The organism is Pseudactinotalea suaedae (assembly GCF_009733815.1).
GTDB classification, from domain to species: domain Bacteria; phylum Actinomycetota; class Actinomycetes; order Actinomycetales; family Beutenbergiaceae; genus Pseudactinotalea; species Pseudactinotalea suaedae.
Window position 1 is genome coordinate 237436 of the sequence record NZ_WNXY01000009.1, and the last position, 25102, is coordinate 262537.

Annotated in this window: 20 protein-coding genes; 14 read left to right on the top strand and 6 right to left on the bottom strand. The window is 72.2% G+C overall.

The genetic code is table 11. From position 1 onward, the window contains the following. Positions 1–39 precede the first annotated feature (39 nt). On the bottom strand, positions 40–1860 hold the full coding sequence (locus GPA04_RS15920; RefSeq protein WP_156225174.1) for a serine/threonine-protein kinase: 1821 nt from the start codon (positions 1858–1860) through the stop codon (positions 40–42). A 199-nt stretch (positions 1861–2059) separates the two neighbouring features. Here GPA04_RS15920 and GPA04_RS15925 point away from each other — a divergent pair, with 199 nt between their 5' ends. The 10 genes from GPA04_RS15925 to GPA04_RS15970 all read left to right on the top strand — a co-directional run bounded on the left by GPA04_RS15925 (position 2060) and on the right by GPA04_RS15970 (position 13327). Then, positions 2060–3205, top strand: a complete 1146-nt coding sequence (locus GPA04_RS15925) for an ROK family protein (protein WP_162458637.1) — start codon at positions 2060–2062, stop codon at positions 3203–3205. A 59-nt stretch (positions 3206–3264) separates the two neighbouring features. Then, positions 3265–4755, top strand: coding sequence for a sulfatase family protein (locus tag GPA04_RS15930; RefSeq protein WP_156225176.1), 1491 nt, complete (start codon positions 3265–3267; stop codon positions 4753–4755). Next, entirely contained in the window at positions 4752–6071 is a 1320-nt protein-coding gene (locus GPA04_RS15935; protein ID WP_156225177.1) for an extracellular solute-binding protein, read from the top strand. Before GPA04_RS15930 ends, GPA04_RS15935 begins: the two co-directional genes overlap by 4 nt. 28 nt (positions 6072–6099) lie before the next feature. After that, entirely contained in the window at positions 6100–7035 is a 936-nt protein-coding gene (locus GPA04_RS15940) for a carbohydrate ABC transporter permease (RefSeq protein ID WP_156225178.1), read from the top strand. Further along, entirely contained in the window at positions 7032–7913 is an 882-nt protein-coding gene (locus GPA04_RS15945) for a carbohydrate ABC transporter permease (RefSeq protein ID WP_156225179.1), read from the top strand. Before GPA04_RS15940 ends, GPA04_RS15945 begins: the two co-directional genes overlap by 4 nt. Before the next feature lie 23 nt (positions 7914–7936). Next, positions 7937–9577, top strand: a complete 1641-nt coding sequence (locus GPA04_RS15950; RefSeq protein WP_241680846.1) for an alpha-L-arabinofuranosidase family protein — start codon at positions 7937–7939, stop codon at positions 9575–9577. Positions 9578–9637: 60 nt separating this feature from the next. Beyond that, positions 9638–10615: a ribose-phosphate diphosphokinase gene (locus tag GPA04_RS15955; protein WP_156225180.1), complete on the top strand. Its 978-nt coding sequence runs from the start codon at positions 9638–9640 to the stop codon at positions 10613–10615. Between the two features lie 81 nt (positions 10616–10696). Beyond that, on the top strand, positions 10697–11665 hold the full coding sequence (locus GPA04_RS15960) for an ABC transporter ATP-binding protein (RefSeq protein WP_156225181.1): 969 nt from the start codon (positions 10697–10699) through the stop codon (positions 11663–11665). After that, entirely contained in the window at positions 11662–12480 is an 819-nt protein-coding gene (locus GPA04_RS15965) for an ABC transporter permease (protein WP_156225182.1), read from the top strand. The genes GPA04_RS15960 and GPA04_RS15965 overlap by 4 nt, the downstream gene beginning before the upstream one ends. Beyond that, positions 12473–13327 (top strand): ABC transporter permease, encoded by an 855-nt coding sequence (locus GPA04_RS15970; protein ID WP_156225183.1) that lies wholly within the window; start codon positions 12473–12475, stop codon positions 13325–13327. The genes GPA04_RS15965 and GPA04_RS15970 overlap by 8 nt, the downstream gene beginning before the upstream one ends. Positions 13328–13669: 342 nt before the next feature. Here GPA04_RS15970 and GPA04_RS15975 read toward each other — a convergent pair whose 3' ends face one another. Then, positions 13670–14269, bottom strand: a complete 600-nt coding sequence (locus GPA04_RS15975; RefSeq protein WP_156225184.1) for a GNAT family N-acetyltransferase — start codon at positions 14267–14269, stop codon at positions 13670–13672. After that, positions 14266–14868 carry a TetR/AcrR family transcriptional regulator gene (locus tag GPA04_RS15980; protein ID WP_156225185.1) on the bottom strand — a complete coding sequence of 201 codons (603 nt, stop codon included), beginning with the start codon at positions 14866–14868 and terminating at the stop codon, positions 14266–14268. The genes GPA04_RS15975 and GPA04_RS15980 overlap by 4 nt, the downstream gene beginning before the upstream one ends. A 72-nt stretch (positions 14869–14940) precedes the next feature. Here GPA04_RS15980 and GPA04_RS15985 point away from each other — a divergent pair, with 72 nt between their 5' ends. The 3 genes from GPA04_RS15985 to GPA04_RS15995 all read left to right on the top strand — a co-directional run bounded on the left by GPA04_RS15985 (position 14941) and on the right by GPA04_RS15995 (position 18360). Continuing rightward, positions 14941–15864 carry an LLM class F420-dependent oxidoreductase gene (locus GPA04_RS15985; protein WP_156225186.1) on the top strand — a complete coding sequence of 308 codons (924 nt, stop codon included), beginning with the start codon at positions 14941–14943 and terminating at the stop codon, positions 15862–15864. Beyond that, a complete protein-coding gene (locus GPA04_RS15990; protein WP_156225187.1) occupies positions 15861–16883 on the top strand; it encodes an LLM class F420-dependent oxidoreductase in 1023 nt (340 codons plus the stop codon). The genes GPA04_RS15985 and GPA04_RS15990 overlap by 4 nt, the downstream gene beginning before the upstream one ends. A gap of 136 nt (positions 16884–17019) precedes the next feature. Next, positions 17020–18360, top strand: coding sequence for an MFS transporter (locus GPA04_RS15995; RefSeq protein ID WP_277754321.1), 1341 nt, complete (start codon positions 17020–17022; stop codon positions 18358–18360). 45 nt (positions 18361–18405) lie between these two features. Here the strand turns inward: GPA04_RS15995 and GPA04_RS16000 are convergent, their stop codons facing one another. Further along, positions 18406–19770 (bottom strand): Gfo/Idh/MocA family oxidoreductase, encoded by a 1365-nt coding sequence (locus GPA04_RS16000; RefSeq protein ID WP_156225188.1) that lies wholly within the window; start codon positions 19768–19770, stop codon positions 18406–18408. Positions 19771–19863: 93 nt separating this feature from the next. Here GPA04_RS16000 and GPA04_RS16005 point away from each other — a divergent pair, with 93 nt between their 5' ends. Next, positions 19864–21807 (top strand): acetylxylan esterase, encoded by a 1944-nt coding sequence (locus GPA04_RS16005; RefSeq protein ID WP_156225189.1) that lies wholly within the window; start codon positions 19864–19866, stop codon positions 21805–21807. A 248-nt stretch (positions 21808–22055) separates the two neighbouring features. Here GPA04_RS16005 and GPA04_RS16010 read toward each other — a convergent pair whose 3' ends face one another. Further along, on the bottom strand, positions 22056–23933 hold the full coding sequence (locus GPA04_RS16010) for an ABC transporter ATP-binding protein (RefSeq protein ID WP_241680847.1): 1878 nt from the start codon (positions 23931–23933) through the stop codon (positions 22056–22058). Next, positions 23930–25102 carry an ABC transporter permease gene (locus GPA04_RS16015; RefSeq protein ID WP_156225190.1) on the bottom strand — a complete coding sequence of 391 codons (1173 nt, stop codon included), beginning with the start codon at positions 25100–25102 and terminating at the stop codon, positions 23930–23932. The genes GPA04_RS16010 and GPA04_RS16015 overlap by 4 nt, the downstream gene beginning before the upstream one ends.

Consider the following 25102-nt stretch of genomic DNA (forward strand, 5'->3'; position numbering starts at 1 on the left):
CCGGGGGTGGACGGAATCGTGTTGAAAGCGGAGTGGGGGTCAGCGGCACTCGATGTTCGAGATACCCGCCTCCTTCGTGTCGCTGAGCAGGCCGACGACGGCGAAGCACTCCGAGCCGTCCGGGTCCAGCCCCTCGATCGTCGCCTGGAACAGCGGTGGCGCCAGCGCGAGCAGGGCCGGCGGCGCCACCAGGTTCTCAGGGCTGTCGGCGCTCTCCACCAGGACCACGGCGTAGACGTCGACCGCCTCTTCGGAATGGGTCCAGCTGAGCTCGACCGACGTCCCGTTGTCGCGGTCGATCGTCAGCTGACGCGGTGACAGCGCGGGGTCGACGACCTGGATGTCGACCGCGTCGCCGGACTCGACCTCGGTCGAGGTGGGCACGGGACCGCTGTCGAGCGTGCCCGGATCGGTGGGCTCCTCGTCGCCGCTGAGGTTGCGGATGACGGCCGACCCCACCCCGATCGCCGCTCCGACCAGCAGCACGCCGCCGAAGAACGCGACGACGCGACGCCAGGTCGCGGGCGGGCTGTCCTTCTCGTCGGTGCCCCGGCCGGCTCGGTCGCCCTCGCGCTCGTCGTCGAGGTCGGCCGGGGCGAGCCCGGTGTGGTCGGCGTCAGGGTCGGACCGGCGCGGCGGGGCCTGCTGCCGGCCGACGTGCGCGAGCACCGACGGAGCCACCGGCGCGGGCTCGTGGCCGTCGCGCTCCTCGCCCCGCTCGACGGCGACCGGTGGGCCACCTCGGTCGGGCTCGCTCGTGCGGGCCGGGCCGGAGGCGGCCACCGCGGCGCCGGGCGCCCACCCGCCCTCCGGCTCGGGCGCGGGCTCGTCCGCGGCTCGCCCACCCGCCCCAGCGATCGGTGCGACGGCAGACCCACCGGCCGGGACGCCGTCGGACCTCCCGCCGTGGGGCCGCGGGTGGGTGGCGACGTCCGCCTCGGGGTGATCGGCTGGCGCCGGGTTCCAGGAGCGGTCCTCGGTCCGGATCTGACGCAGCCGGCGCAACGCCTCCGCGGCCGTGGCGAGCCGCGCCTCGCGGTCGGGCACCAGGCAGTCCTCGAGGAAGCTGACGAGCTCGGGCGGCACGTCGTCGCGGTCCAGGGTGCGGCGCTCGCCGACGCGGACGCGGCGCAGGTAGGAGAGCGCGGTGTCCTCGGCGGGATCGAGCGACGCGAACGGCGCACGGCCGTCGAGCAGGGTGAACAGCGTCGAGCCGAGCGACCAGACGTCGTCGGCCTCGGTGGGTGCGAGCCCGTCGAGGACCTGCGGGCTGGCGTGCCGGTAGCTGAAGCGCTCCAGCGTGGCGGTGTGACCGGCGTCGGCCATGCGCGCGATCCCGAAGTCAGAGAGCACGTACGAGGTGGGGAGCACGAGGATGTTCTGCGGCTTCACGTCGCGGTGCAGGACGCCGTGGGCGTGCGCGAACGCGAGCGCGTCGGCCACCGCGGTGCCCGCGGTGACCACGTCGGAGACCGCGAGCGGGCCGGTGTCGCGGAGCCGGTCGTGCAGCGAGCCGAGGTCGTGGAACTCCATCACGAGGCACGGCTCACCGGTCGAGGCGGTGGTCGTGTCAAGCACCGTGACGATGTGCGGGTGCTGGCGGCCGAGCCGCAGCGTGATCGCCAGCTCGCGCTCGAACCGGGTGGCGGCCTGGGGATCGGCGACCTGGATCACCTTGATCGCGACGTCGCGGTCGAGACTGCGCTGGCGTGCCCGGTAGACGATCGAGTCACCACCGCGGGCGACCTCGCGCAGGTCGGTGTACCCGGGGACCTCGAGGGTCGGCGCCGGCCTCGGACCGGTGCCGGTGACCTCCTCGAGCGCGCTGACGGACGCTGGTGCCCAGTCGTCGTCAGCCACGTGCGCCCTCCCTCGCGTCCCGCCCTCCGCCGAGGATAGGCGTTCTCGACGCGGCCGGGCCGCTGCCCGGAGGGCAGCGCTACCCGCCGGCCGCCCGTCGCGACGGCGGCTCGGCGCGGTTCTGTCGACCTGGCCGCTGACCTCGACAGAAGTTCTGTCAGATGTTGACGCATTGCGACCGAGCGCTCAACCATGCGGTGTGCATCAACGACGCGAGCACCCCAGCCGTGGCCGCCGTGAGGCCCACGAGGTCCAGCTGCTGGACCATCTCCGAGCGCACGGCGCCACCGACCGAGCCGCGCTCGCAGAGGCGCTGGGCCTGTCCCGGGCCACGGTCTCGACCCTCACGCGCGACCTGTTGGCATCGGGCGCCCTGGGCGTCACCACCGGCAGCACACCCCGGCGCCGCACCGGCCGCCGACCCGAGCTGGTCACGCTGAACCCGAGCGTCGGGCTGATCGTCGGCGTCGACCTGGGGCACACGCATGTCACGGTCGCGGCAGCCGACGCCGCGCACGTGGTGGTCGGCACGAGGTCCGTCCGGTGCGACGTCACCACCCCCTGGTCCGAGCGCACCCGCATCGCCGCCGCCATGGTCCGCTCGCTGCTCGCCACCCGCGGCACCCCCCGGCTGCTCGGGATCGGTGTGGGCGTGGCCGGGTCGATCGCGCACCGCGAGACCGTGGTCACCGACACCCACGACGAGCTGCAGCGCACCTTCGGTGTGCCGATCCTCCTCGAGAACAACACCCGCCTCGCCGGGCTCGCGGAGCACGTGTGGGGCGTCGCACGCGGCATGCGTGACGTCCTCTACCTGCGACTGGCCGCCGGCGTCGGCGGTGCCGTGATCCTCGACGGCGTGATGCGCGTCGGGGCGCGCAACCTCGCCGGCGAGCTCGGTCACGTGAGCGTGACCGACGAGCCGCTCGCGTGCCGCTGCGGCAAGCTCGGCTGCCTGGAGTCGGTCGCCGGGCGGCAGGCGTTGCTCGACGCCGCGGGCGTGGCCGACCTCGATCTGCTCGCCGCCGCCCTGGCCGCGGGCGACCGGCGCGCCGAGACCGCCGTCGTCCGGGCCGCGGACGCGGCAGGCCGGGTGCTGGCGGGCGCCTGCACCGCGCTCGACGTCACCGACACCGTGGTGGCGGGCGAGCTGACGACGCTCGGCGACCACCTGCTCACGCCGCTGCGGTCGGCGCTCACCCGCCACGCGCTGCCGACCGGTGCCGAGCCGCCGCGGCTGCACCTGGCCCAGCTGGGGCAGCCGGCCGGTGCTCTCGGCGGCATCGGAGCCCTGCTGCGCGACCCGGACCTCGCGCTGCCCCTGGCCACCACGGCCGCGTCCTGACCGGCCACCCCGCCCCTCAGCCCTCCGCCTCCCCGCACCCTGCCGACCCGAGAGATCCCATGGCACGCAACATCCTGTTCTTCCTCACCGACCAGCACCGCACCGACACCCTCGGCTGCTACGGCAACGCCGTCGTCCAGACGCCGAACCTCGATGCGCTCGCGGCGGCCGGCACGAGGTTCGACCGCTGCTACACGCCGTCGGCGATCTGCACCCCTGCGCGTGCGAGCCTGCTGACCGGCGAAGCCCCGTTCCGGCACAAGCTGCTCGCGAACTACGAACGCAACGTCGGCTATCTCGAGGACCTGCCCGAGGGTCAGTACACCTTCAGCGAGGAGCTCGCGGGTGCCGGCTACCGCCTCGGGCTGATCGGGAAGTGGCACGTCGGGACGCACCGCAAGGCCTCGGACTTCGGCTTCGACGGCCCGGACCTGCCGGGCTGGCACAACCCGGTCGACCACCCGGACTACCTGCGCTATCTCGAGGAGCGCGGGCTGCCGCCCTACCGGATCAGCGACGAGGTCCGCGGCACCTTCCCCAACGGAGAACCGGGGAACCTGCTCGCGGCGACGCTGCACCAGCCGCTGGAGGCGACGTTCGAGCACTACCTCGCCGACCGCAGCATCGAGCTGCTGCACCGCTACGCCGAGGACCCCACCCGCCCGTTCTTCCTCGCCACCCACTTCTTCGGTCCGCACCTGCCGTACGTGCTGCCCCAGGAGTACCGGGAGATGTACGACCCGGACGACATCGAGCTCCCCGCCTCGATCGCGGAGACCTTCGAGGGCAAGCCGCCGGTGCAGCGCAACTACAGCGCCCACTGGACCTTCGACACCCTCTCGGAGCAGACCTCCCGCGAGCTGATCGCCGCCTACTGGGGGTACGTGACGCTCGTCGACTCCCAGATCGGGCGCGTGCTCGACGCCGCCCGCGAGCTCGACCTCCTCGACGACGCCGCCGTGCTCTTCTCCGCCGACCACGGCGAGTTCACCGGAGCGCACCGACTGCACGACAAGGGGCCGGCCATGTACGAGGACATCTACCGCATCCCGGGCATCGTCACGGTCCCGGGCGGCGCCGCCGGGCAGACCTCGGAGAAGCTGGTCCACCTGATCGACATGACCGCCACCGTGCTCGACCTGGCCGGTCTCGACCCGGCCCACGCCGTCGACGGCTCCTCGCTGCTGCCGATCCTCCGAGGCGATCAGGACACCGACGAGGCCCCGTGGCGCGAGGACCTGCTCGGCGAGTTCCACGGCCACCACTTCCCGTACCCGCAGCGGATGCTGGTGACCGACCGGTACAAGGTCGTGGTCAACCCCGACTCGGTCAACGAGCTCTACGACCTGCGGACCGACCCTCACGAGCTGCGCAACGCCTACGACGACCCCGCGCTGCGCGAGGTCCGCGACGACCTGCTCGCCCGGCTCTACCGCCAGCTCCGCGATCGCGGCGACAACTTCTACCACTGGATGACCTCGATGTACCCGGTCGGCGACAAGAGCTACGACACCTCGCTCAGCTCCTTCGAGGGCGGGACGCAGCTGTGAGCGCCCGACGGCGACCGGTCGCCGCGGCCTCGCGACGCACCTTCCTCGGTCTGCTCGGCAGCTCGGCCCTGCTCGCAGCGTGCGCACCGTCGATCGGTGCGGGTGCCGCCCAGGAGCCCGCCCGGTACCGGGAGGGCGAGTACACCGGACCGCGGCAGCGCCTGCAGTTCTGGAACCCCTTCACCGGTGGTGACGGTCCGGCGATGGCGGCGATGGTCGACGCCTTCAACGCCGCCCACCCGGACATCGAGGTCGTGATGACCTCCCTGGTCGCCGACGACATGTACACCAAGGTGATGCCCGCGGTCGGTGCCGGCGTCGGTCCCGACATCGCGATCATGCACCTGGACCAGCTCGCGACCTTCGCGGCACGCAACACCCTGGTGCCGCTCGACGACGTGGTCGAGGGACTGGGCGTCGACGGCGAGGACTTCGTCCCGGCGGCCTGGGACAACGGCGTCTACCGGGGCGCGCGGTACGGGATCCCGCTGGACCTGTTCACGATGGCGCAGTACTGGAGCACCGACGCCCTCGCCTCCGCCGGCACCCCCGGGCCGGTCCTGGACGCGGACGGATACACCGACACGGTGGCCGCGCTGCAGTCGAACGGTCTCGCGCAGCCGTTCTGGGTGCCGCCCTCGTGGCAGCTCTTCGTCACGTTGCTGGCCCAGTTCGGCGGTCGTCTCTACAACCCCGAGGGCACCGTCGCGGAGATGGGGTCCGAGGCCGGGGTGCAGGCCCTGGCCTGGATGGTCGAGCAGATCGACCGGGGCGTCAGCCCCGGCGGTGTCACCGATCCGCGCACACCCTTCAAGAACGGCACGGCCGCGCTGCTGGCCGACCTGCCCGCCGCGATCCCGGACCTGCAGCTGACCGCGCCGGACCTGGCGTGGGGGGTCGCGCCGTTCCCGCAGATCGGACCGCAGCCGGGGGTGTTCGCGAACTCGCACAACTTCGTGCTGACCGGGCAGTCCCAGCGGGACGCCGACGCCGCCCACGCCTCGCAGACGTTCGTCGACTGGGTCAGCCGCAACTCCGCCCCCTGGATCGCCGGCGGCAACACCCCGGCGCGCGCCTCGGTGCGCGAGACCGAGGAGTTCCGGTCCTCGCCGCAGGCCGCGCTCGCCACCGAGGGCGTGTTCGAGGTCGCAGCCTTCCTGCCACAGATCCCCGGCTCGCGGGAGATCGCCAGCAACAGCTTCCAGCGGGCGGTCGGCGAGGCGGTGCTCGGCGGGGTCGATCCGGCCGCGGCGCTCGCCTTCGCGCAGCAGACCGCCCAGGCCGAGCTCGACGACGTGAACGAGCTGCTCGGATGAACCCGCCCCGACGAACGAGGAGTTCCGTATGACCGCCGTCAGCTCCACCGAGCTCTCGAGATCCCGACGAGACTCGAACCCGCGGCTGCGCCGCAGCTCGCCGTGGACCTCGCTGGCGTTCCTCGCACCGTTCCTCGTGATCTTCACGGTCTTCGTGATCGTGCCGGTCGCCTCGGCCGTGTGGGCGAGCCTGCACCGCTGGTCGTTGGGTCTGCCCGGCACGCCGTGGGTGGGTGCCGCCAACTACGCCGAGCTGTTCGCCGGCAGCACGGTCACGAGCGTCGAGTTCTGGAAGGGGATGAGGGCCACCGGCATCTTCACCGCCTTGAGCGCACCGCTGCTGATCGCGCTCCCGCTCGGGCTGGCCATGCTGCTGCACCGGCGGTTCCCCGGGCGCACGTTCTTCCGCGCCCTCTACTTCGCTCCGTACGTGCTGGGGGTGGCGGTCACCGGGTTGCTCTGGCGATACCTGCTGGACCGCCAGCTCGGACCGGTGAACCAGATCCTCGGGCTCGACGTCGCCTGGACCACCACGCTGCCCGCCGGCTGGGTCTCGCTGGTCGTCGCGACGTTGTGGTGGACGATCGGCTTCAACTCGGTGATCTACCTCGCCGCGCTGCAGGACGTGCCGAAGGAGCTGTACGAGGCCGCCAAGGTCGACGGTGCAGGACCGTTGCGGCGCTTCACCGCCATCACCCTGCCCGGCATCACCCGGGTGCTGCAGTTCGTCGTCGCCATCACGATCATCGCCTCGGCGAACATGTACGGCCAGTCGGCACTCATCACCCAGGAGCAGCCGGGCAGCGACACCCGGACCGCGATCGGCTACATCGCCGAGACCGGCATCCAGGGCTTCGACATCGGGGCCTCGTCCGCGATGAGCATGATCCTGGCGGTCACGCTGATGCTCCTCAGCGGGATCGTCGTGCTCGGGTTCCGCAAGCTCGGAGGAGACGACCGATGACCACGACCACGCTCGATCGCCCCGACACGTCCGTGGCGGAGAAGCCGGCCACCCGGCGCCGCCCCCGGCGGATCGCGCTGGGGGTCACCCTGGTGCTGCTCTCCGTGGTGTTCGTGCTGCCGCTGGTCCTCATGGTCTCGACGTCGTTCAAGTCCGTGCAGGAGGCCAACTCCCTCACGTTCACCCTGCTGCCGCAGCAGCCGACCACCGCCGCCTACGCCGAGATCCTCGGCAACGACCGGCTGCCGGTGCTGCGCTGGTTGGGCAACAGCCTGCTGACGGCGGTGCTGCACAGCGCGCTCGTGGTCGTGGTCGCGACCACCGCGGCCTACGCACTCGCCCGGCTGCACCTGCCGTTCCGCAACGCGCTGCTCGGCGTCGTGCTCGCCACGATGTTCGTGCCCGGCGTGATCTTCCTGATCCCGCACTTCCTCATCGTCAACCAGCTCGGCTGGCTGAACAGCTACGCCTCGCTCGTGGTGCCCTCGGCGGCGGGTGCGTTCGGGGTGGTGCTGGTCCGGCAGTTCTTCGCCGGCATCGACCCCGCGTTCGAGGAGGCGGCCCGCATCGACGGCGCCAACGCCTGGCAGGTGTTCCGCCGGATCATGGTGCCGCTGGCGCTGCCCGCGATCGCCACCCTCGCGGTGCTCGCCTTCCTGTCCAGCTGGAACGACTTCCTGTGGCCGGTGTTCGTGCTGTTCAGCACCGACATGCTGACGCTGCCGGCCGGGCTCGCGCAGCTGCAGGGCGAGTACGCCTCGCGCTACGACCTGCTGATGGCGGGCGCGGTGATCGCCAGCGTCCCCGTGCTCGCCGTGTTCGTCTTCGCCCAGCGGTACGTCATCGAAGGCGTGTCGCAGGGCGGCGTCAAGGGCTGACCCCACCTACCCAAGGAGCCACGTTGCCCAGCACCACCACCGCCCATCCCACCGCCACGATCACGATCGGCGGGACGCCGTCGAGCACCATCGACCGCCGGATCTACGGTCACTTCCTCGAGTCGGCGTTCTTCGGCAACATCGAGGGCGGGGTCCTCGACGAGGGCTCGCCGCGCTCGATCGCCGAGCCGGGCCTGCTGCAGGGGTGCCGACGCGACGTCATCGAGGCGTGCCGCGAGCTCGGGCTGCCGGTCGTGCGGTGGCCGGGTGGGAACTTCACCTCCCCCTACCGCTGGGAGGACGGCACCGGCCCTCGCGACCAGCGCCCGCGCACCCTGGAGCTCGCCTGGGGCTCGGAGGAGAGCAACCGGTTCGGGACCCCGGAGTTCCTGGCGTGGTGCCGCGAGGTCGGCACCGAGCCGTACCTCGCGCACAGCGCCCGCTCGGTCGACGACGCGGTGCGCTGGGTCGAGTACACCAACTACGGCGGCGACACCACGATGACCCGTCGGCGGGCAGCCGACGGGCTGAGCGACCCCCAGGACGTGCGCATCTGGGGCATCGGCAACGAGGTCTACGGGCCCTGGCAGATGGGGCACCGGCCGGTCGAGGCCTACGTCCACGACGCCCGCGAGCACGCCCGGTTCATGCGCTCGGTGGACCCGGCGCTGCGGTTCGTGGCGGTCGGGGACGAGCACCGCGAGTGGACCCGGGAGGTCGCGGCCGAGCTGGGCGACGTCGTCGACTGGATCTCGCTGCACCTGTACGGCGCGAGCCGCCACCTGGTCGACCCGAGCGTGGCCGAGTACGAGGCGGTGGTGGCGCAGGCCCGGTACGTGGAGCAGGCGATCGCCGACCAGTCCGAGCTGATCGCCGCGACCTCGACCCGTCACGGCGAGCGCCGGCCGCTCGGGATCGCGATGGACGAGTGGAACATCCGGCACGTCGAGCCCGCGGCGTGGCCCGCCCCGCAGCCGGGCGCCGGCGGCGGGTTCGCTCCGCGCGAGCAGCCGGAGGTCGAGATCGAGGACGGCGCCGCGCTGCGGCGGGTCAACCGGTACTCCCCACGCACGCTCGCCGACGCCCTGTTCTACGCGGGCGTCTTCCACGCGATGCACCGGGCCAGCGCGCTCGAGGTCCCGGTGACGATGGCGAACACCGTCAACCTGGTCAACGCCAACGGGCTCCTGGAGGTGCGGCCCGAGGGCGTGGTGCGCGCCGCGACCTTCCACGTGTGGGACCTCTACCAGAGCCACACCGGGCCGGTGCACGTGCCGGCGCGGGTCGACGGTCCCTCGTGGACCCAGTCGGTGCGCCAGGGCGACGACCGCCGCGCGAGCGGCGACTTCCGCACCACGCCCGCCGTCATCGGTCACCTCGACGCCTCGGCGTCGCGCTCCGCCGACGGCTCGACGGCGTACCTCGCCGTGATCAACCGGTCAGCCACCGCGGATGTCCGGGCCAGGATCGTCGTCCCCGGTGGCCTCCCCACCCAGGTGAGCGCCCGCACGCTCGGGGCCGGCGAGGCCGACCTGTTCGCCGTCAACACGCTCGAGGCGCCGGACCGTGTCTCCCTGTCCGCGCCCGGCGACGTCCGGCTCGAGGAGGGCTGCCACACCTTCCCGGCCCACTCGATCACCGTGCTGAGCTGGACGAGGGCGTGAGGGGTTCGGCAGCCGGATAGTGTGGGCACGACCCAGTGGACCCACTCACCGCGGAGCAACGTGCGCGAGATCGTCGTCTTCTCCGGAAGTGCCCACCGGCCGCTGGCCGAGTCGATCTGCGGGCACCTGGGGGTGCCGCTGTCCGGCGTGGAGATCTCCCGGTACGCCAACGACTGCCTCCAAGCGCAGCTGCAGGTGAACTGCCGCCAGCGGGACGTCTACATCGTGCAGCCGCTGGTGCCGCCCACGCAGGAGCACCTGATGGAGCTGCTGCTGATGATCGACGCCGCGCGCGGCGCCTCCGCGGCCCAGGTCACCGCCGTGATCCCGCACTACGCCTACGCCCGGTCGGACAAGAAGGACGCCTCCCGGATCTCGATCGGCGGCCGGCTCGTCGCCGACATGCTGCAGACCGCGGGCGCGGACCGGGTGCTGACGATGACCCTGCACGCACCGCAGGTGCACGGATTCTTCAAGGTGCCGCTGGACCACCTCACGGCGCTGGGGGTGCTCTCGGAGCACTTCCTGCAGCAGGATCGCGCCGACTCGGTCGTGGTCTCACCCGACCTCGGCAACGCCAAGACCGCGACCCAGTTCGCGCGGCTGCTCGGCCTCCCGGTCGCGGCCGGCAACAAGCAGCGGCTGGCGGACGACCGGGTGGTGATCGACTCGATCGTCGGTGACGTCGCGGGCAAGCGAGCGATCGTGCTCGACGACGAGATCGCGACCGGCGGCTCGATCGTCGAGCTTCTCGAGCGGCTCGCCGAGCAGGGGTGCACCGAGGCAGCGGTGGCGTGCACGCACGGTCTGTTCGTCGGCAAGGCGGTCGAGCGGCTCCGCGACCACCCGATGATCACCGAGGTCGTCACCACCGACACCGTGCCCGCTCCGACCGGGTGGCCGCAGCTGACCACCCGCTCGGTCGCCGGCCTGTTCGCCGAGGCGATCGCGCGGATCCACGCCGGGGAGTCGGTCGCCAGCCTCTTCGAGGGCGTCGACCCCACGCTCGGGCCGCCGCAGCCCAAGCTGTTCAGCTGAGCGGGCTGACGTAGGTCTCGATTCGATCGCGGTTTCGGCCCGGATCCAGGGCGCTCGGCGGGCGTGCAGTACGGTCGAGCCGTGGGATCCGCCGTCGCAGTTGTCGGGCTGCGTCGCGAGTTCGGGGGCCGTCGGGGGCAGCCGGTCGTGACGGCGCTCAAGGACGTCAACCTGCAGATCCCCGAGGGCGAGATCCACGGGCTGCTGGGCCCCAACGGTGCGGGCAAGACCACGCTGTGCAAGATCCTCTCGACCGTGCTGCTCCCGACGCGAGGCAGCGTCGAGATCTGCGGCTACGACGTCGAGTCCGAGACCGCCGCCGTGCGGCGCCTGATCGGCATCGTGTTCGGCGGCGAGCGGGGTCTGTACACCCGGCTGACGGCGCGTGGGAACCTCGAGTTCTGGGCGTCGCTGTACGGCCTCTCGGGCACCCAGTCGCAGCGGCGCGTCGGACAGCTGCTGGAGCGACTCGGCCTCGACCAGCGCGCAGACACCCGCGTGGAGACCTTCAGCCGCGGCATGAAGCAGCGCCTCCACCTGGCGCGCGGGCTCATCGGCGACCCCCGCGTGCTCATCCTCGACGAGCCGACCACCGGCATGGACCCCGTCGCCGCGCAGGAGTTCCGCACGCTGGTGACGAGCCTGCAGACCGAGGGCCGCACGATCCTCGTGACCACGCACGACATGGCCGAGGCGGAGGCCATCTGCGACCGCGTCACGCTCATCGACCACGGCTCGGTCCTCGCGACCGAGCGGCCCAGCACCCTCGGCAGGTGGATCACCCGGTACGCGCGGGTGCGCGCCTCCGGGCTGCTCCCCGCGCAGGTCGCGCCGGTCACGGCGGCCCTGTCGGGGCTCGACGGCGTGGCCACCGTCCACGAGGTCGCAGAGGGGACGCTGCTGGTCGACACCGCCGCCGACGGCGCAGCCCCGGCGGTCATGCGGCTCCTCCTCGACCTAGGGATCACCGACGTGGCGACCACGCGTCCGGACCTGGCCGAGGTCTACCTGCGCGTCATCGGCAACCGCGGGATGCGGGTCGATCGGTGACGCTGATCATCGCGCCGCCGACACGTCTCGAGTCGGCGCTGGCCTACCTGAACGGGTTGCTGGCGGGCAGCGAGCGTGAGGTTCGCGAGCTGCGCCGCTCCCCCGACCGGCTGATGGCGCTGGTGACGGCGCCGCTGCTGACGCTGGTGTTCCTCGCGATCATGCTGCAGGCAGGACGCGAGGACCTGGCGCCGTTCGCGGTGCTGGCGCCGGCGCTGCTGGTGCTGTGGCAGATGGCGCTGCAGACCTCGGGCGACACGGTCGAGAGCGAGCGCGAGAACGGCTCCCTGGAAGCGCTGGTGGTCGCACCGGCACCGTTCCCGGCGGTGATCACCGGTCGGATCGCGGCGGTCACGACCGTGTCGATGCTCGGGTTCGTGGAGTCCTGGCTGGTGGCCGCGCTGGTGTTCGGGGTGCGGGTGGAGATCTACCACCCGTGGGTGTTCGTGGGCGCCGTCCTCGCCACCGCCTACGCCACGGCCGGCAGCGCGATGGCGCTGGCGGCGCTGTTCGTGCGCACGCGCGCCGCCCGCGCCTTCCAGAACACCTTGACGTACCCGTTCTACATCCTGGGCGGGATCATCGTGCCGGTCAGCTATCTGCCGGACTGGCTGGAGCCCGCGACCCGGCTGGTGTTCCTGTCCTGGTCCTCGGACCTCATGCGCAGCTCGCTCGACGCCGGACCGGTCCAGGGCGTCGCGCTGCACCTGGTCATGATCGTGCTGCTCGGCACGCTCGGCGGCGTCGTGGGTGGGGTGCTGGTCCGGCGCGCGCTCGCCGAGGTCCGGCAGACGGGCACCATCGGCCATGCCTGACAGCGCTGCAGCCGTCGAGCGGCCCGTGGTCGGCACCCGACTGCCGCGAGGGACCACGGCGCGCGTGGTGCTGGCCTCGAGCAGGAACGCCTGGGCCGACCTGGCGGCCACCTTCACGCCGCTGACCTGGACGCTGGGCTGGCTCGGCAGGATCGTGGCCCAGGTCATCTTCTACGCCCTGATCGGCTCGCTGCTGGGCAGCCCCGATCGCATGCGGTACCTGTACATCGGCGCCGCCGTGGTGGCGACGGCGATGGAGACGCTGCTGGTGGTCTCGACCAGCACCCGCGAGCGCTACTCCGGCACGTTGCCGCTGCTGGTGGCCTCGCCGAGCCGGTTGTGGCCGGTGTTCCTGGGGCGCAGCGTGCAGTGGCTGCCGAGCGGGGTCGCGACGGCCACGGTGGCGCTCTTCGCCATCGGCCCGGCGTTCGGGGTGCGGTTCACGCTCAGCAGCGGGTTCGCCGCCTTCGGGGTGCTCGTGCTGGTCGCGATCACCACCTACGGCTACGGCCTCGCGCTCGCGGCGCTGGTGCTGCGCTTCATGCGGCTGCGGAACTGGGCGACCAACCTCTCCTACACGGTCATGATGCTGATCTGCGGCGTCACGGTGCCGCTCTCGTTCTGGCCGGTGTGGCTGCAGGGTGCTGCCCAGGTCTTCCCGCTGACCCACACGCTGCACGTGATCCGGCTGCTCGAGGGCGGCACGGGCGACTCCCTCACGATCCTCACCTCGCTCGGGCTGGCGGTGCTGACGTCGCTCGGTTGGTACGGCGTGGCCGCGTTCCTCCTCGAACGGCTCGCCACCGCCGGCCGCCGCCGCGGGAGCATCGAGTTCGCCGAGTCCTGACCGGACCTGCGCCCACCCCGCACCGGGTCTCGACCCAGTTCTGACCTTCCCCGAGCAAGCCCCGACGGGCGCCAGATCGCGGTGAGCGAAAAACCTGGCGGAACCCTCGCCGTCGGACATACCGTGCTGCTACACGCGAAAGGAGGTGGTCCGAGACGTGAAGAATCTTGGGACTCGTGAGGTGACTGCCCGCTAGGGCTCACTGCCGCAACGGACGGCTACTGCCCATCCCGACGGCGCGTGAGCGCTGGTGAGATCACGGCAGTCACCCGAAGGCCCGCGTAGCCGCACACTCGTCCAGTGCGGCGCCCCGAGATCATTCTCGGGAGGCGCGGGCCTTCGTCATGCCCGCGTGCTCGACCGCCGCATCGAGACGTACTCCGAGAACCCGGCACGGGCCGGTGAGCGCATCGGCCGGCTCGCGGACTGCTCGAAGCCCAGCTTCCGGTACAGCGCCAGCGCGGCGACGTTGGTGTCCTTGATGTCCCGGAGCAGCAACTCGTCGATGCCTGGCAGCGCCAGCAGGTGCCGCATCAGCGCCGTGGCCACCCCGCGGCCCTGGTAGGCCGGGGCGGTGGTGACGAAGCCGATCTCCGCGAGGCCGGGGCGCGCGTCCGGGGGTGAGCCCAGGAACTGGCTCCGCACCACGAGATAGGTGATCGTGCCGTGCACCAGCCCGAGACGCCGCCGGATCGGTGCCCAGCGCGGGGCGAAGCACTCCTGCCGGCCCTCGGTCAGCGAGGCGATCGCCGCGGGCTCGCCGTCGACGAGGGCGACGTAGAAGCGGTCGAGCAGGATCATGTGCTCGAAGGCGTCCGCGAGCTGATCGGGGTCGGTGGAGAAGTAGGCGAAGTCCTCGGCGAAGCCCCGCACCAGCACCTCGGCGATGCGGCGCCGGAAGGGCTCTCCGAGCTCGTCGGCGCGCCGGATGTCGATGCTCATCGTCCCTCCCCCACGAGCGGTCGCAGCAGGACCTCCACGCTGGGCACCGGCAGCCCGGGGCCGAGCGCGGCCCGCAGCGTCACGAGGCCCGAGAGCGTCGCGAAGTAGCAGGTGGTGAGCTCGGCGGGATCGCCCGGCGGGAAGCCGGCCTCGCGCTGGCCGCGTCGGATCAGCTCGGTCGTGGCCTCCCAGAGCGCGGTGTGCTCGCGGGTCAGCCGGGCGGCGGTCCCGGGAGGGTCGTCGGTCGTGAAGCCCTGGTTCATCACCATGAAGAACTCCGCAGCCGGATCGGAGCGGAGGCCGCCGAGGATGGCCTCCGTGGTCGCCCGCAAGGTCTGCGCCGGGTCGGCAGCCTCCCGGAGGGCCTCGGCCATCCGGTCCAGGCCGTGCACCGCCTGGGCGAGCAGCTCCTCGAACAGCACGTCCTTGCTGGCGTAGTGGCGGTAGATCAGACCGGCGCTGATGCCCGCAGCAGCGGCGATCTGGCGCATAGTCGTCGCGGCGAAACCATGACGGGCGAAGAGGCCGATCGCCGCGGTCTGCACGTTCTCCCGCGTCGCGTCGCGCAGCTGCTCGTACTGCTCGGCTGACCGTGGCATGACATCCCTCCTGTTGAATGAACAGATGTTCACTGTACCAGTCGCACGCACCACACCTGGCAGGCTGGGGTCATGCACCCCGACTTCCGCATCTTCACCGAACCGCAGCAGGGCGCGACCTACGACGACCAGCTCGCGGTCGCCCAGGCCGCCGAGACCCTCGGCTTCGACGCGTTCTTCCGTTCTGACCACTACGTCGCGATGGGTGAGGGCGACGGCCTCCCGGGCCCGACCGACTCCTGGGTGACGCTGGCCGGGCTGGCGCGCGAGACGTCGTCGATCCGGCTCGGCACCCTCGTCACGTCCGCCACGTTCCGCTGGCCCGGCCTGCTCGCGATCCAGGTGGCCCAGGTCGACCAGATGTCGGGCGGGCGGGTGGAGCTGGGTCTGGGCACCGGCTGGTTCGAGGCCGAGCACCGCGCGTACGGCGTGCCGTTCCCAGCCAAGCGCTTCGGACCGTTCGCCGAGCAGCTCGAGATCATCACCGGGCTGTGGGGCACCCCGAGCGGGCAGACGTACTCCTTCGACGGCGAGCACTACCAGCTGGCCGACTCCCCCGCCCTGCCGAAGCCGGTGCGGGACATCCCGATCATCATCGGTGGCTCCGGCGCCCGGCGGACGCCGGCCCTCGCGGCCCGGTACGCCACGGAGTACAACGCGAACTTCTGCTCGGTCGAGGACGCGGCGGCCAACTTCGGCCGGATCCGCGCCGCGTGCCAGGAGGCCGGGCGCGATCCCGGGTCGATCGTGATGTCGCTGGCCCACACCACCGCGGTGGGGCGCGACGACGCCGAGTACCGCCGTCGGGCCGAAGCGAGCGGACGCGACCCCGAGGAGCTGCGCGCGCAGGGCCTGTCGGGCACGGTGTCGGAGGTCGTCGACAAGCTCGGCCGGTACCGGGAGGCGGGCGCAGGGCGCTTCTACTTCCAGGTCCTCGACCTCGCCGACCTGGATCACCTCGAGCTGCTGGCGCGCGAGGTCGTGACGCAGCTGTGAGGCTCGGCTTCCACACCGGCTACTGGTCCGCGGGACCGCCTCCGGGCGCGGCCGAGGCGGTCGCGGCCGCCGACGACCTCGGTCTGGACTCGGTGTGGACCGCCGAGGCGTACGGCTCGGACGCGCTGACCCCGCTCGCATGGTGGGGCGCGAGCACGTCGAGGGTGCGGCTCGGGACCGGCATCATGCAGATGTCCGCCCGCACCCCGACCGCCACCGCGATGGCCGCGCTGACGCTCGACCACCTCTCGGGCGGCCGGTACGTGCTGGGGCTCGGCGCCTCGGGGCCGCAGGTCGTCGAGGGCTGGTACGGGCAGCCGTACGCCAAGCCGCTCGCCCGGACCCGCGAGTACGTCGCGATCGTGCGGGACGTGCTGCGGCGCGAGGGACCGGTCACCGCCGCGGGTCCGGCGTACCCGTTGCCGCTGGCCGGCGGTGAGGGCAAGCCGCTCCGCTCGACCGTGCACCCGCTGCGCGCCGACCTGCCGATCCACCTCGCCGCGCAGGGCCCGAAGAACACCGCGCTCGCCGCCGAGATCGCCGACGGCTGGCTGCCCGCCTTCTTCTCCCCCCGGCTCGACGGCGATGCCCGCGGACATCTCGAGGCCGGCTTCGCGCGGCGCGCGCCCGAGCGGTCTCCCGCGGCCGAGTTCGAGGTGTGCGCGAGCGTGCCGGTCGCCGTCGGCTCCGACGTCGAGTCGGCGGCCGCGCTGCTCAAGCCGCACATCGCCCTGTACGTCGGCGGCATGGGCTCGGAGAGCACCAACTTCCACCGCGCCGCCGTGCTGCGGCTGGGGTACGAGGACGCCTGCGCCGAGGTGACCGCGCGGTATCTGGCCGGGGACAAGGCCGGTGCGGCCGCCGCGGTGCCGACCGAGCTGGTGCTCGACGTCGCCCTGGCGGGTTCGCCCGCCGAGCTGGCCGAGCAGGCCCGCACCTGGGCCGCGACCTGCGTGACGACCCTGATCATCCAGACCGACCCCCGCGCTCTCGCGACCGTCGTCGAGGCCCTGGCCTGAGGAACGCCTGGGCGGGAGTCGACCCTGACCCCGACCGCTGCGGTCCACCCCGTGCGAGACTGCGCCGTGACTCTCGGCACCCGGGCGGATCTGCGACCTGTTCGGCCGGGCGCGGCAGGTGTGGGAGGTTCTTCCCGTGCCTGAGACACCCGCGGCCGACCCCGCCACCTCGCTGACCCGCACCGAACGCCTCGACAGGCTGCCGTTCACACGCGAGCACGGCAAGCTGCTCGGAGGATCGGGGATCGGGTGGGCGCTCGACGCGATGGACGTCGGGCTGATCTCGTTCATCATGGCGGCGCTGGTCAGCGAGTGGTCGCTGAGCGGCTCCGAGGTGTCGTGGATCCTCTCGATCGGGTTCGCCGGGATGGCGATCGGGGCGAGCGTGGGCGGGCTGCTGGCCGACCGCATCGGGCGGCGGCAGGTGTTCGCGCTGACGTTGCTGGTCTACGGGCTCGCGACCGGGGCATCCGCGCTGGCCGGTGGTGTCGGCGTGCTGCTGGTGCTGCGGTTCGTCACCGGGCTCGGGCTCGGCGCCGAGCTCCCGGTGGCCTCGACGCTCGTCAGCGAGTTCGCCCCCACCAAGATCCGCGGCCGCGTGGTGGTGCTGCTGGAGGCGTTCTGGGCGATCGGCTGGGTCGCCGCGGCCACGATCGGCTACCTCGTGGTGCCGCTCGAGGACGGCTGGCGATGGGCGTTCGCGATCGGGGTGGTCCCGGCGATCTACGCCCTGGTGGTGCGGCGCGGGCTGCCCGAGTCGGTGCGCTTCCTCGAGCGCAAGGGTCGGGTCGAGGAGGCAGAGGCGGCGGTACGGCGCTTCGAGGAGTCGGCGGGCGTCGCCCCGGTGGCGTCCACGCCCGTGCCCGCCGAGCCGGCGCCGCCGCGGTGGCGCGAGCTCTGGCGACCGGACCTGCGCCGTCGGACAGCCGCCCTCTGGGCCGTCTGGTTCGGCATCAACTTCGCCTACTACGGCGCCTTCCTGTGGCTGCCGACGATCCTGCTCGGGTCGGGCTTCACGATCGTGAAGTCGTTCGAGTACACGCTCTACATCACGCTCGCCCAGCTGCCCGGGTACGCGCTGGCGGCCTTCCTCATCGAGCGGTGGGGACGGCGCCCCACCCTCATCACGTTCCTCGCGGTCTCGGCCGGGGCGGCGTTCGCGTTCGGGCAGGCGGACAGCCTCGCAGCGATCCTCGTCGCCGGGATGGTGCTGTCGGCGTTCAACCTCGGCGCCTGGGGCGCGCTGTACGCGATCACCCCCGAGGTCTACCCGACGTCGATGCGCGGCACCGGCGCCGGCGCGGCCGCCGCGTTCGGCCGGCTGGCCTCGATCGCCGCCCCGCTCTCGGTGCCGCCGCTGCTCGCCGCCGGCGGCAACGCCCTCACCTTCGGGGTGTTCGCGGCCGCCTTCGGCCTGGCCATGCTCGCGACCCTGTTCCTCCCCGAGCTGCGCAACAAGGCGCTGACCGAGTCCTGATGCGCGGTCGTGGAGGCTGGGACCGCGCCCCGCTCGACGGCGAGATCAGCGCAGCAGCTCGCTGATCTCGATCGCCCGCCCCTCCTGCGCCGAGCGCCAGATCGCCTCACCGGTGGCGACCGCGAGCGCACCCTGCCGGGCATCGGCCATCAGACCCATCGCCGTCGACTCCTCGTCCGGGCCGACGAACAGGTCGCGACGCATCAGCGGGTCGGCACCGTCGTGCCCGCCGGTCGCGACCGGCACCTCGATGGGTCGCGGCGCCTCGAACAGCGGCCGCAGCACGAGCTCGCCGGACCCGGGCAGCTGCTCCTGCTCGGGGGTGCGCCCCACGAATGCCTCGATCGACCCGTGCGTGCCGGTGATCGTCAGCCGATACCCCTCCCAGGGTGCCGAGAACTGCACCGCGTACGCGGCTGTGGCGCCTCCCGCATAGGAGATCAGGCTGGCGACGTGGTCCTCGATGTCGATCTCGTCGTCGTAGAGGGTCATCTCCCGCGAGGCCGGGTACTGGACCTCGTACGGCAGGTCGAACAGCCCCGTGCGCGCCCGCCCGGTCGCCTCCGGGAACGTGCCGCTCCCGAGCTGGGCGCGATGGTAGGGGTCCCGCTCGCGCACCTCGGCCGCGGTGCCCACCCCGGCGGGCCGGTGCGGGCTGCGCGGTCCGTAGTAGTCCCTGCCACCGACTGCGTACACCCGTGTCGGCTCGGCGCCGAGCCACCACGCGATGAGGTCGAGGTGGTGCGTGCTCTTGTGGATGGTCAGCCCGCCCGAGGCTGCGCGCTCCCGGTTCCACCGCAGGAAGTAGCTCGCGCCGTGCCGGGTGTCGACGTAGTAGGCGAGGTCCACGTGCAGCGGCCGCCCGATCGCGCCCTCGGCGAGCATCTGCTTGATCCGTCGGTGCCGCGCTGGGTAGCGGAAGTTGTGGGTGACGTGCACGGTGGCGGTGCTCGCGGCCTCGGCAGCGACCACGGTGGCCGCCTCGGCCGCCGTCGCGACCATGGGCTTCTCGGAGATCACGTCGACGCCCGCCTCGAGGGCCGCGAGGATGTAGCTGCCGTGCGTGTGGTCGGGCGAGGCGACGATGACGGCGTCGGGTCGCATCTCGCGGAGCATCTCCTCGAGGGCTTCCGGCTCGTACACCGCGACCGGCGGATACCCCTCCGGCACGAGCGTGGCCACGAACGCCTCCGCACGCGCGCGGTCCACGTCGAGCACCGCCACGAGCTCGCCGACCGCCGAGAAGTCGTCGTCGCTCGCTCCGTAGCCGTGCGCACCGTCGACCCCGCCGGCCGCTCCGATCAGCGGCCGCGCGAAGCTCGCGACACCGCGGTTCGACGCCCCGATCAGGGCGTATCGCCGTCGGGCGCCTGTGGCACCGCGCGACGGCGGTGCTGGCGTCTCGCTCATCGAGAACCTCCGTGGTCCGTTGTCTTCGCAATTGCCGCAACCGCATGCATCTCACTAGCCTAGTCAGGTGCGCTCGCGTCGGAGGGACAGCTCATGGTGACCCCGCTCGGGTGGCGCCCCAATCTCGACGGTCATCACGACGTCTCGCTCGATCTTCTGCTGCACGTCAACAGGCGCACCGAGCGCACGCTGGCCCGGACCGCCGTCGGACTGGACGAGGCGGCAGACGCCGATGCCGTGCGGTCGCACCAGCAGGCCACGCGGGACGCCGTGCTCGCCGGGTTCGGCGGTCTGCCGCAGCGGCCCGAGGGCCCGCCGCCGACCCGCTGGCGCGGTCCCCTGGCGGGGACGGGATGCGTGGTCGAGCACGTCGTCTACGAGTCCTCGCCGGGCGTGCACGTGACCGCGACGCTGTATCGACCCGGCACCGGGAGCGGGCGCCGCCCTGCCGTGCTGTTCGTCTGCGGCCACACGCCCAACGGCCGTGCCGCCCCCGAGTACCAGCAGGTGTGCGCACGGCTGGCGCGCGCGGGTCTGGTGGTGCTCGCGATCGACCCGGAGGGCCAGGGTGAGCGGCTGGGCTACCTCGACGCCGAGCACGTCCCCTCGATGCGCGGCACGGTCGAGCACAGCTACGCCGGGATGCCCGCCTGGTGGCTGGGCCAGAGCATCGCCCGGTGGTTCGTGCACGACGCGCGCCGCGCCGTCGACCTGCTGGTCTCGCTCCCCGACGTCGATCCCGAGCGGATCGGCATCACCGGCAACAGCGGTGGCGGCACCCTGACCACGTGGATGCTGGCGCTCGAGGATCGGCTCGCCGCCGCCGCGGTGGGTACCTTCGTGACCAGCCGCGGCGTCTACCTGTGGTCGGGCCAGTCGCAGGACGCCGAGCAGGTGCTGCCAGGCGGGACGGCGCACGGCGTGGACCACGCCGACCTGCTGGCCGCGTTCGCACCCCGCCCGCTGGCGGTGCTCGCCGTCGACTTCGACTTCTTCCCGATGGAGGGCACCCTGGAGTCGGTCGAGCGAGCGCGTGCCGCCTACCGCACGCTCGGTGCCGCGGGGGCGCTGGAGCTGCACACGGCTCCGTTCCCGCACCGGTACCCACCGCCGCTCGCGCACGCCGCGGCACGCTTCTTCTGCGCAGCGTTCGGGCTCTCCGAGCCGCCCCTCGACGACCTCCAGGAGCCCCTGCCCGCGGACGCCATGCGCGCGGTGCCGAGCGGGCAGGTCGCGATCGACCACCCGGACGCGCTGTTCGTGCACGACCTCGTCCGCGCCGAAGCCGAGCTCGTCGCACCACCCGAGCCCGCCACCGCCCGCGCCTGGCTCCAGGACCGTGTCCGGGCGCACCGGCAGCGGCCGCGAGCCCCCTTCGCGCGGTGGCTGGCCGAGCGCGAGGGGCATCTCCACGGCATGTGGCGCTCCGAGCGCGACCTCTGGGGCGCGGGTGTGCTGCTACGGCCGGACCCTGCCCCGACCGCGGGACCCCGCCCGCTGCGGATCCTGCTGCTGGACGGCGGCACCGGCTCCCTGACCACCGACCACCCCGCCGCCCGGGAGGCGAGCGCGGACGCGACCCTCGCCGTCGACGTCCGCGGCCGCGGCGTGCTGGCTCCCCACGACAAGGACGGCCTCGACCCACGGAGCCACCGGAGCGCCGTCTTCAAGCTGCTCTGCGACCTCCTCTGGCTCGACGACTCGCTGGCCGCCGGTCAGGCGTTCGACGTGACCCGCGCGATCGACGTCGCGCTCGCCGACCCGCACCTGGCGACGCTGCTGCCCGGGCTCGGGCCCGACAGCCCTGTGCACATCGAGGCCGACGGCGCGCTGGGATTCGTCGCGAAGCTGGCCGCCGTCGTCGACGACCGCATCACCACGGTGCACGTGACCGACGACGTCGTCGACCCCGGCCGGATGCTCACCGGGCAGTACTGGGACGACGACCGCGGCGCCTGGCAGGCGATCATCCCCGGCCTCGCCCACCACGCCCCCCTCCCGGTCATCCACGACCTCCTCGGCGACCGCCTGCACTGACCTCCCCACCACCCCGCCTCAGCCACCCCCCACCCCCACCCGCGGTTCGAGGTAATCCGCCACCACGCTGCGGCTGCCGATTACCTCGAACCGGAGCCGGGAACGCCGGCGGCAGCGGCAACCCCGCACCCACACCAACCGATTCGAGGTGATCCGCCACCACGCCGCGGCTGCCGATTACCTCGAACGCGAGGTCAGAGCGGGTCGCGAGGTGAGAGCGGAACGCGAGGTCAGAGCGGGTCGCCGGGTCAGGCGGCTTCGTCCGGGCGGTAGACGATCCGGGGGCGGGTGCCGCGCAGGCGGGGGTCCGGGATCGGCACGGCGGAGAGCAGCGCCTGGGTGTACCCGTGCTGCGGGTCGGTGAACACCGACGCCGCGGGGCCCTCCTCCACCAGGTTGCCGTAGTACATGACCGCGACGCGGTCGCAGATCCGCTCGACCACGGAGAGGTCGTGCGAGATGAACAGATAGGTCAGGCCCAGCTCCTCCTGCAGGTCGGAGAGCAGCTCGAGGATCTGGGTGCGCACCGAGACGTCGAGCGCGGACACCGCCTCGTCGGCGACCACCAGCTTGGGGTCGGTGATCAGCGCCCGCGCGATCCCGATCCGCTGCCGCTCACCTCCGGAGAACGCGTGCGGGTAGCGGCTGGCCATCGCCCTGCGCAACCCCACCCGCTCCAGCATCGACTCGACCCGGTCGTCGAGCTCGGACCCCTGCGCGATCCCGGCGACCCGCAGCGGCTCGCCGATCACCTCCCGCACGGTCATGCGCGGGTTGAGCGAGCCGTACGGGTCCTGGAACACCATCCGGACGAGCCGGCGATAGGGCCGCAGCTCGGACGTGCTGAGGGTCGCGAGGTCGACGGCGTGGTCACCGTCGTCGTAGTGGATCCGACCGGCGGTCGGCTGGTAGGCGCGCATCACGCACCGCCCGAGCGTGGTCTTGCCGCAGCCGGACTCGCCGACCAGCCCGAGCGTGCTGCCGGCCGCGATCTCCAGGCTGACGTCGTTGACGGCGACGATCCGCTTCTTCTCCCGCCGAGAGAACATCGTGCCGGCCACGCTGTCGAACTCCATCCGGAGCCCTTCGATCCGCAGCAGCGGCTCGCCCGCGGTCTCCTCGTGCCGGACGGCCTCCTCGACGGCGCCGCTCACCTCGACCCGTTCCGGCGTGCTCTGCGGCTCGGGCGGGGCGACTCTCCCGGTGGGCACGTCCCGCTGCGGCAGGCTGGCGAGCAGCTCCTGGGTGTACGGGTGCTGGGGGTCGTGGAAGATCTGCTCCACCGGCCCGGTCTCGACGACCTTGCCGTGCCGCATCACGACCACGTCGTCGGCGATCTCCGCCACCACCCCGAGGTCGTGGGTGATGAAGATCATCGTCATCGACAGCTCGCGCTTGAGCTCGGCCAGCAGGTCCAGGATCTGCGCCTGCGTGGTGACGTCGAGCGCCGTCGTCGGCTCGTCGGCGATGAGCAGCGACGGCCGGGCGATCAGCGCCATCGCGATCATCGCGCGCTGCCGCATGCCACCGGAGAGCTGGAACGTGTAGGAGTCGATCCGCTCTGCCGGCTGCGGTATCCCGACGGCCTCGAGCTCGGCGATGACCCGCTCGCGGATCTGACGCTCGTCGAGCTCGGTGTGGAGCTCGAGCACCTCGGCGATCTGGTTCCCGATCGTGTGCACCGGGCTGAGCGAGGACATCGGCTCCTGGAAGATCAGCCCGATCTGGCTGCCCCGGATCGAGCGGATGCCGTCACCGGTCTCCGACAGCGCCGCCACGTCGTAGACCGGTCCGTCCGGGTCCGCGCGGAACAGGATTCGCCCGCCCTCGACCAGGCCGGGGTTGTCGACGACCTGGATGATCGAGCGTGCGGTGGCCGACTTGCCCGAGCCGGACTCGCCGACGATGCAGGTCGTCCGGCCGCGTCGCACCGTCATGCTGATGTCGTCGACGGCGTTGACCTCGCCCTCGTCGGTGCGGAACGTCGTGCGGAGGTTCTGGATGTCGAGGATCGCGCCCGGCTCGGACATCTCGCTCGGCTCGACGGTGACGGCGGCGAGCTGCCGGGGCGCCTTGACGGGCGCCATCCGCCGGCGTCGCCGCGAGCGAAGGAACGACAGGCTCATGGTGCCCTCTTCCCGTAGGGGTCGGCGGAGTCGCGGAGACCGTCGCCGACGAAGTTGAAGGCGACGACGGCGAGGACGACGGCGAGGCCCGGGAGCAGGAGCCACGGTGCCGTCGCGATGACGTTGACGCTCTGCGCGTCCTGCAGCAGCACGCCCCAGGAGACGGCCGGGGCGCGCAGCCCCAGACCGAGGAACGACAGCGCGGTCTCCGACAGGATCATCGCCGGCACCGCGAGCGAGACCGTCGCGATGATGTGCGAGGTGAAGGCCGGGACCATGTGCCGGAAGATGATCCGGCCGGTGGGGACGCCGTCGAGAGTTGCGGCGAGGACGTAGTCCTCGTCACGGATCTGCAGCAACCTGCCCCTGATGACGCGCGCGAGGCTGGTCCAGCCGAGCAGCGACAGGATCACCGTGATCATCAGATAGGTCGGTACCGGCCCCCACTGCGGCGGCACCGCGGCCGCGAGCCCGAGCCACAGTGGCAGCGTGGGGATCGACATGAACAGCTCGATGACACGCTGCAGCACGGTGTCGACCGTGCCGCCGAAGTAGCCGGAGATGCCGCCCAGCAACAGCCCCAGCAGCAGCGAGACCGCGACCCCGACGAGGCCGATCGACAGCGAGATCTGCGAGCCGTAGATGATCTTGGACAGCAGGTCCGCACCGGTGCGGTCGGCGCCGAGCGGGTACCAGCGCTGGCCGGGCTCGCTCGGGCCGAACAGGTGCACGTCGGTCTCGAGCAGCCCGAGCAGCCGGTAGCTGTCGCCGTGCACGAAGAACCGTAGGTGGATGAACTCCTCGGTGTTCTCCTCGAAGACCGGAGCGAGTGTCTCGAGGTCGGTGCTCCCGGTCGTCGGGTGGACGTAGAGCCCTTCCTCGAAGGAGAACTGAGGGAGCTGCGGCGGGTGATAGGCGTGCTGACCCTCGTAGCTGCTCGTGCTGAACGGGGCGAAGAACCCGGCGAACAACGCCACCACGTACATGATGACCAGCAGCCACAGCCCGATGATCGCGAGGCGGTGCTTGCGGAACCGCCACCAGATCAGACGGCGCTGGGACGCCGAGGCGACGTCGCCGCTGCTGCGGCCGGTCTCGGTGGCGAGGTCGTCGGCGGTGCCGCCCTCGTGGTTCTCGGGATCGGCGACCGGGAGTTCGCGTGAGGTCAT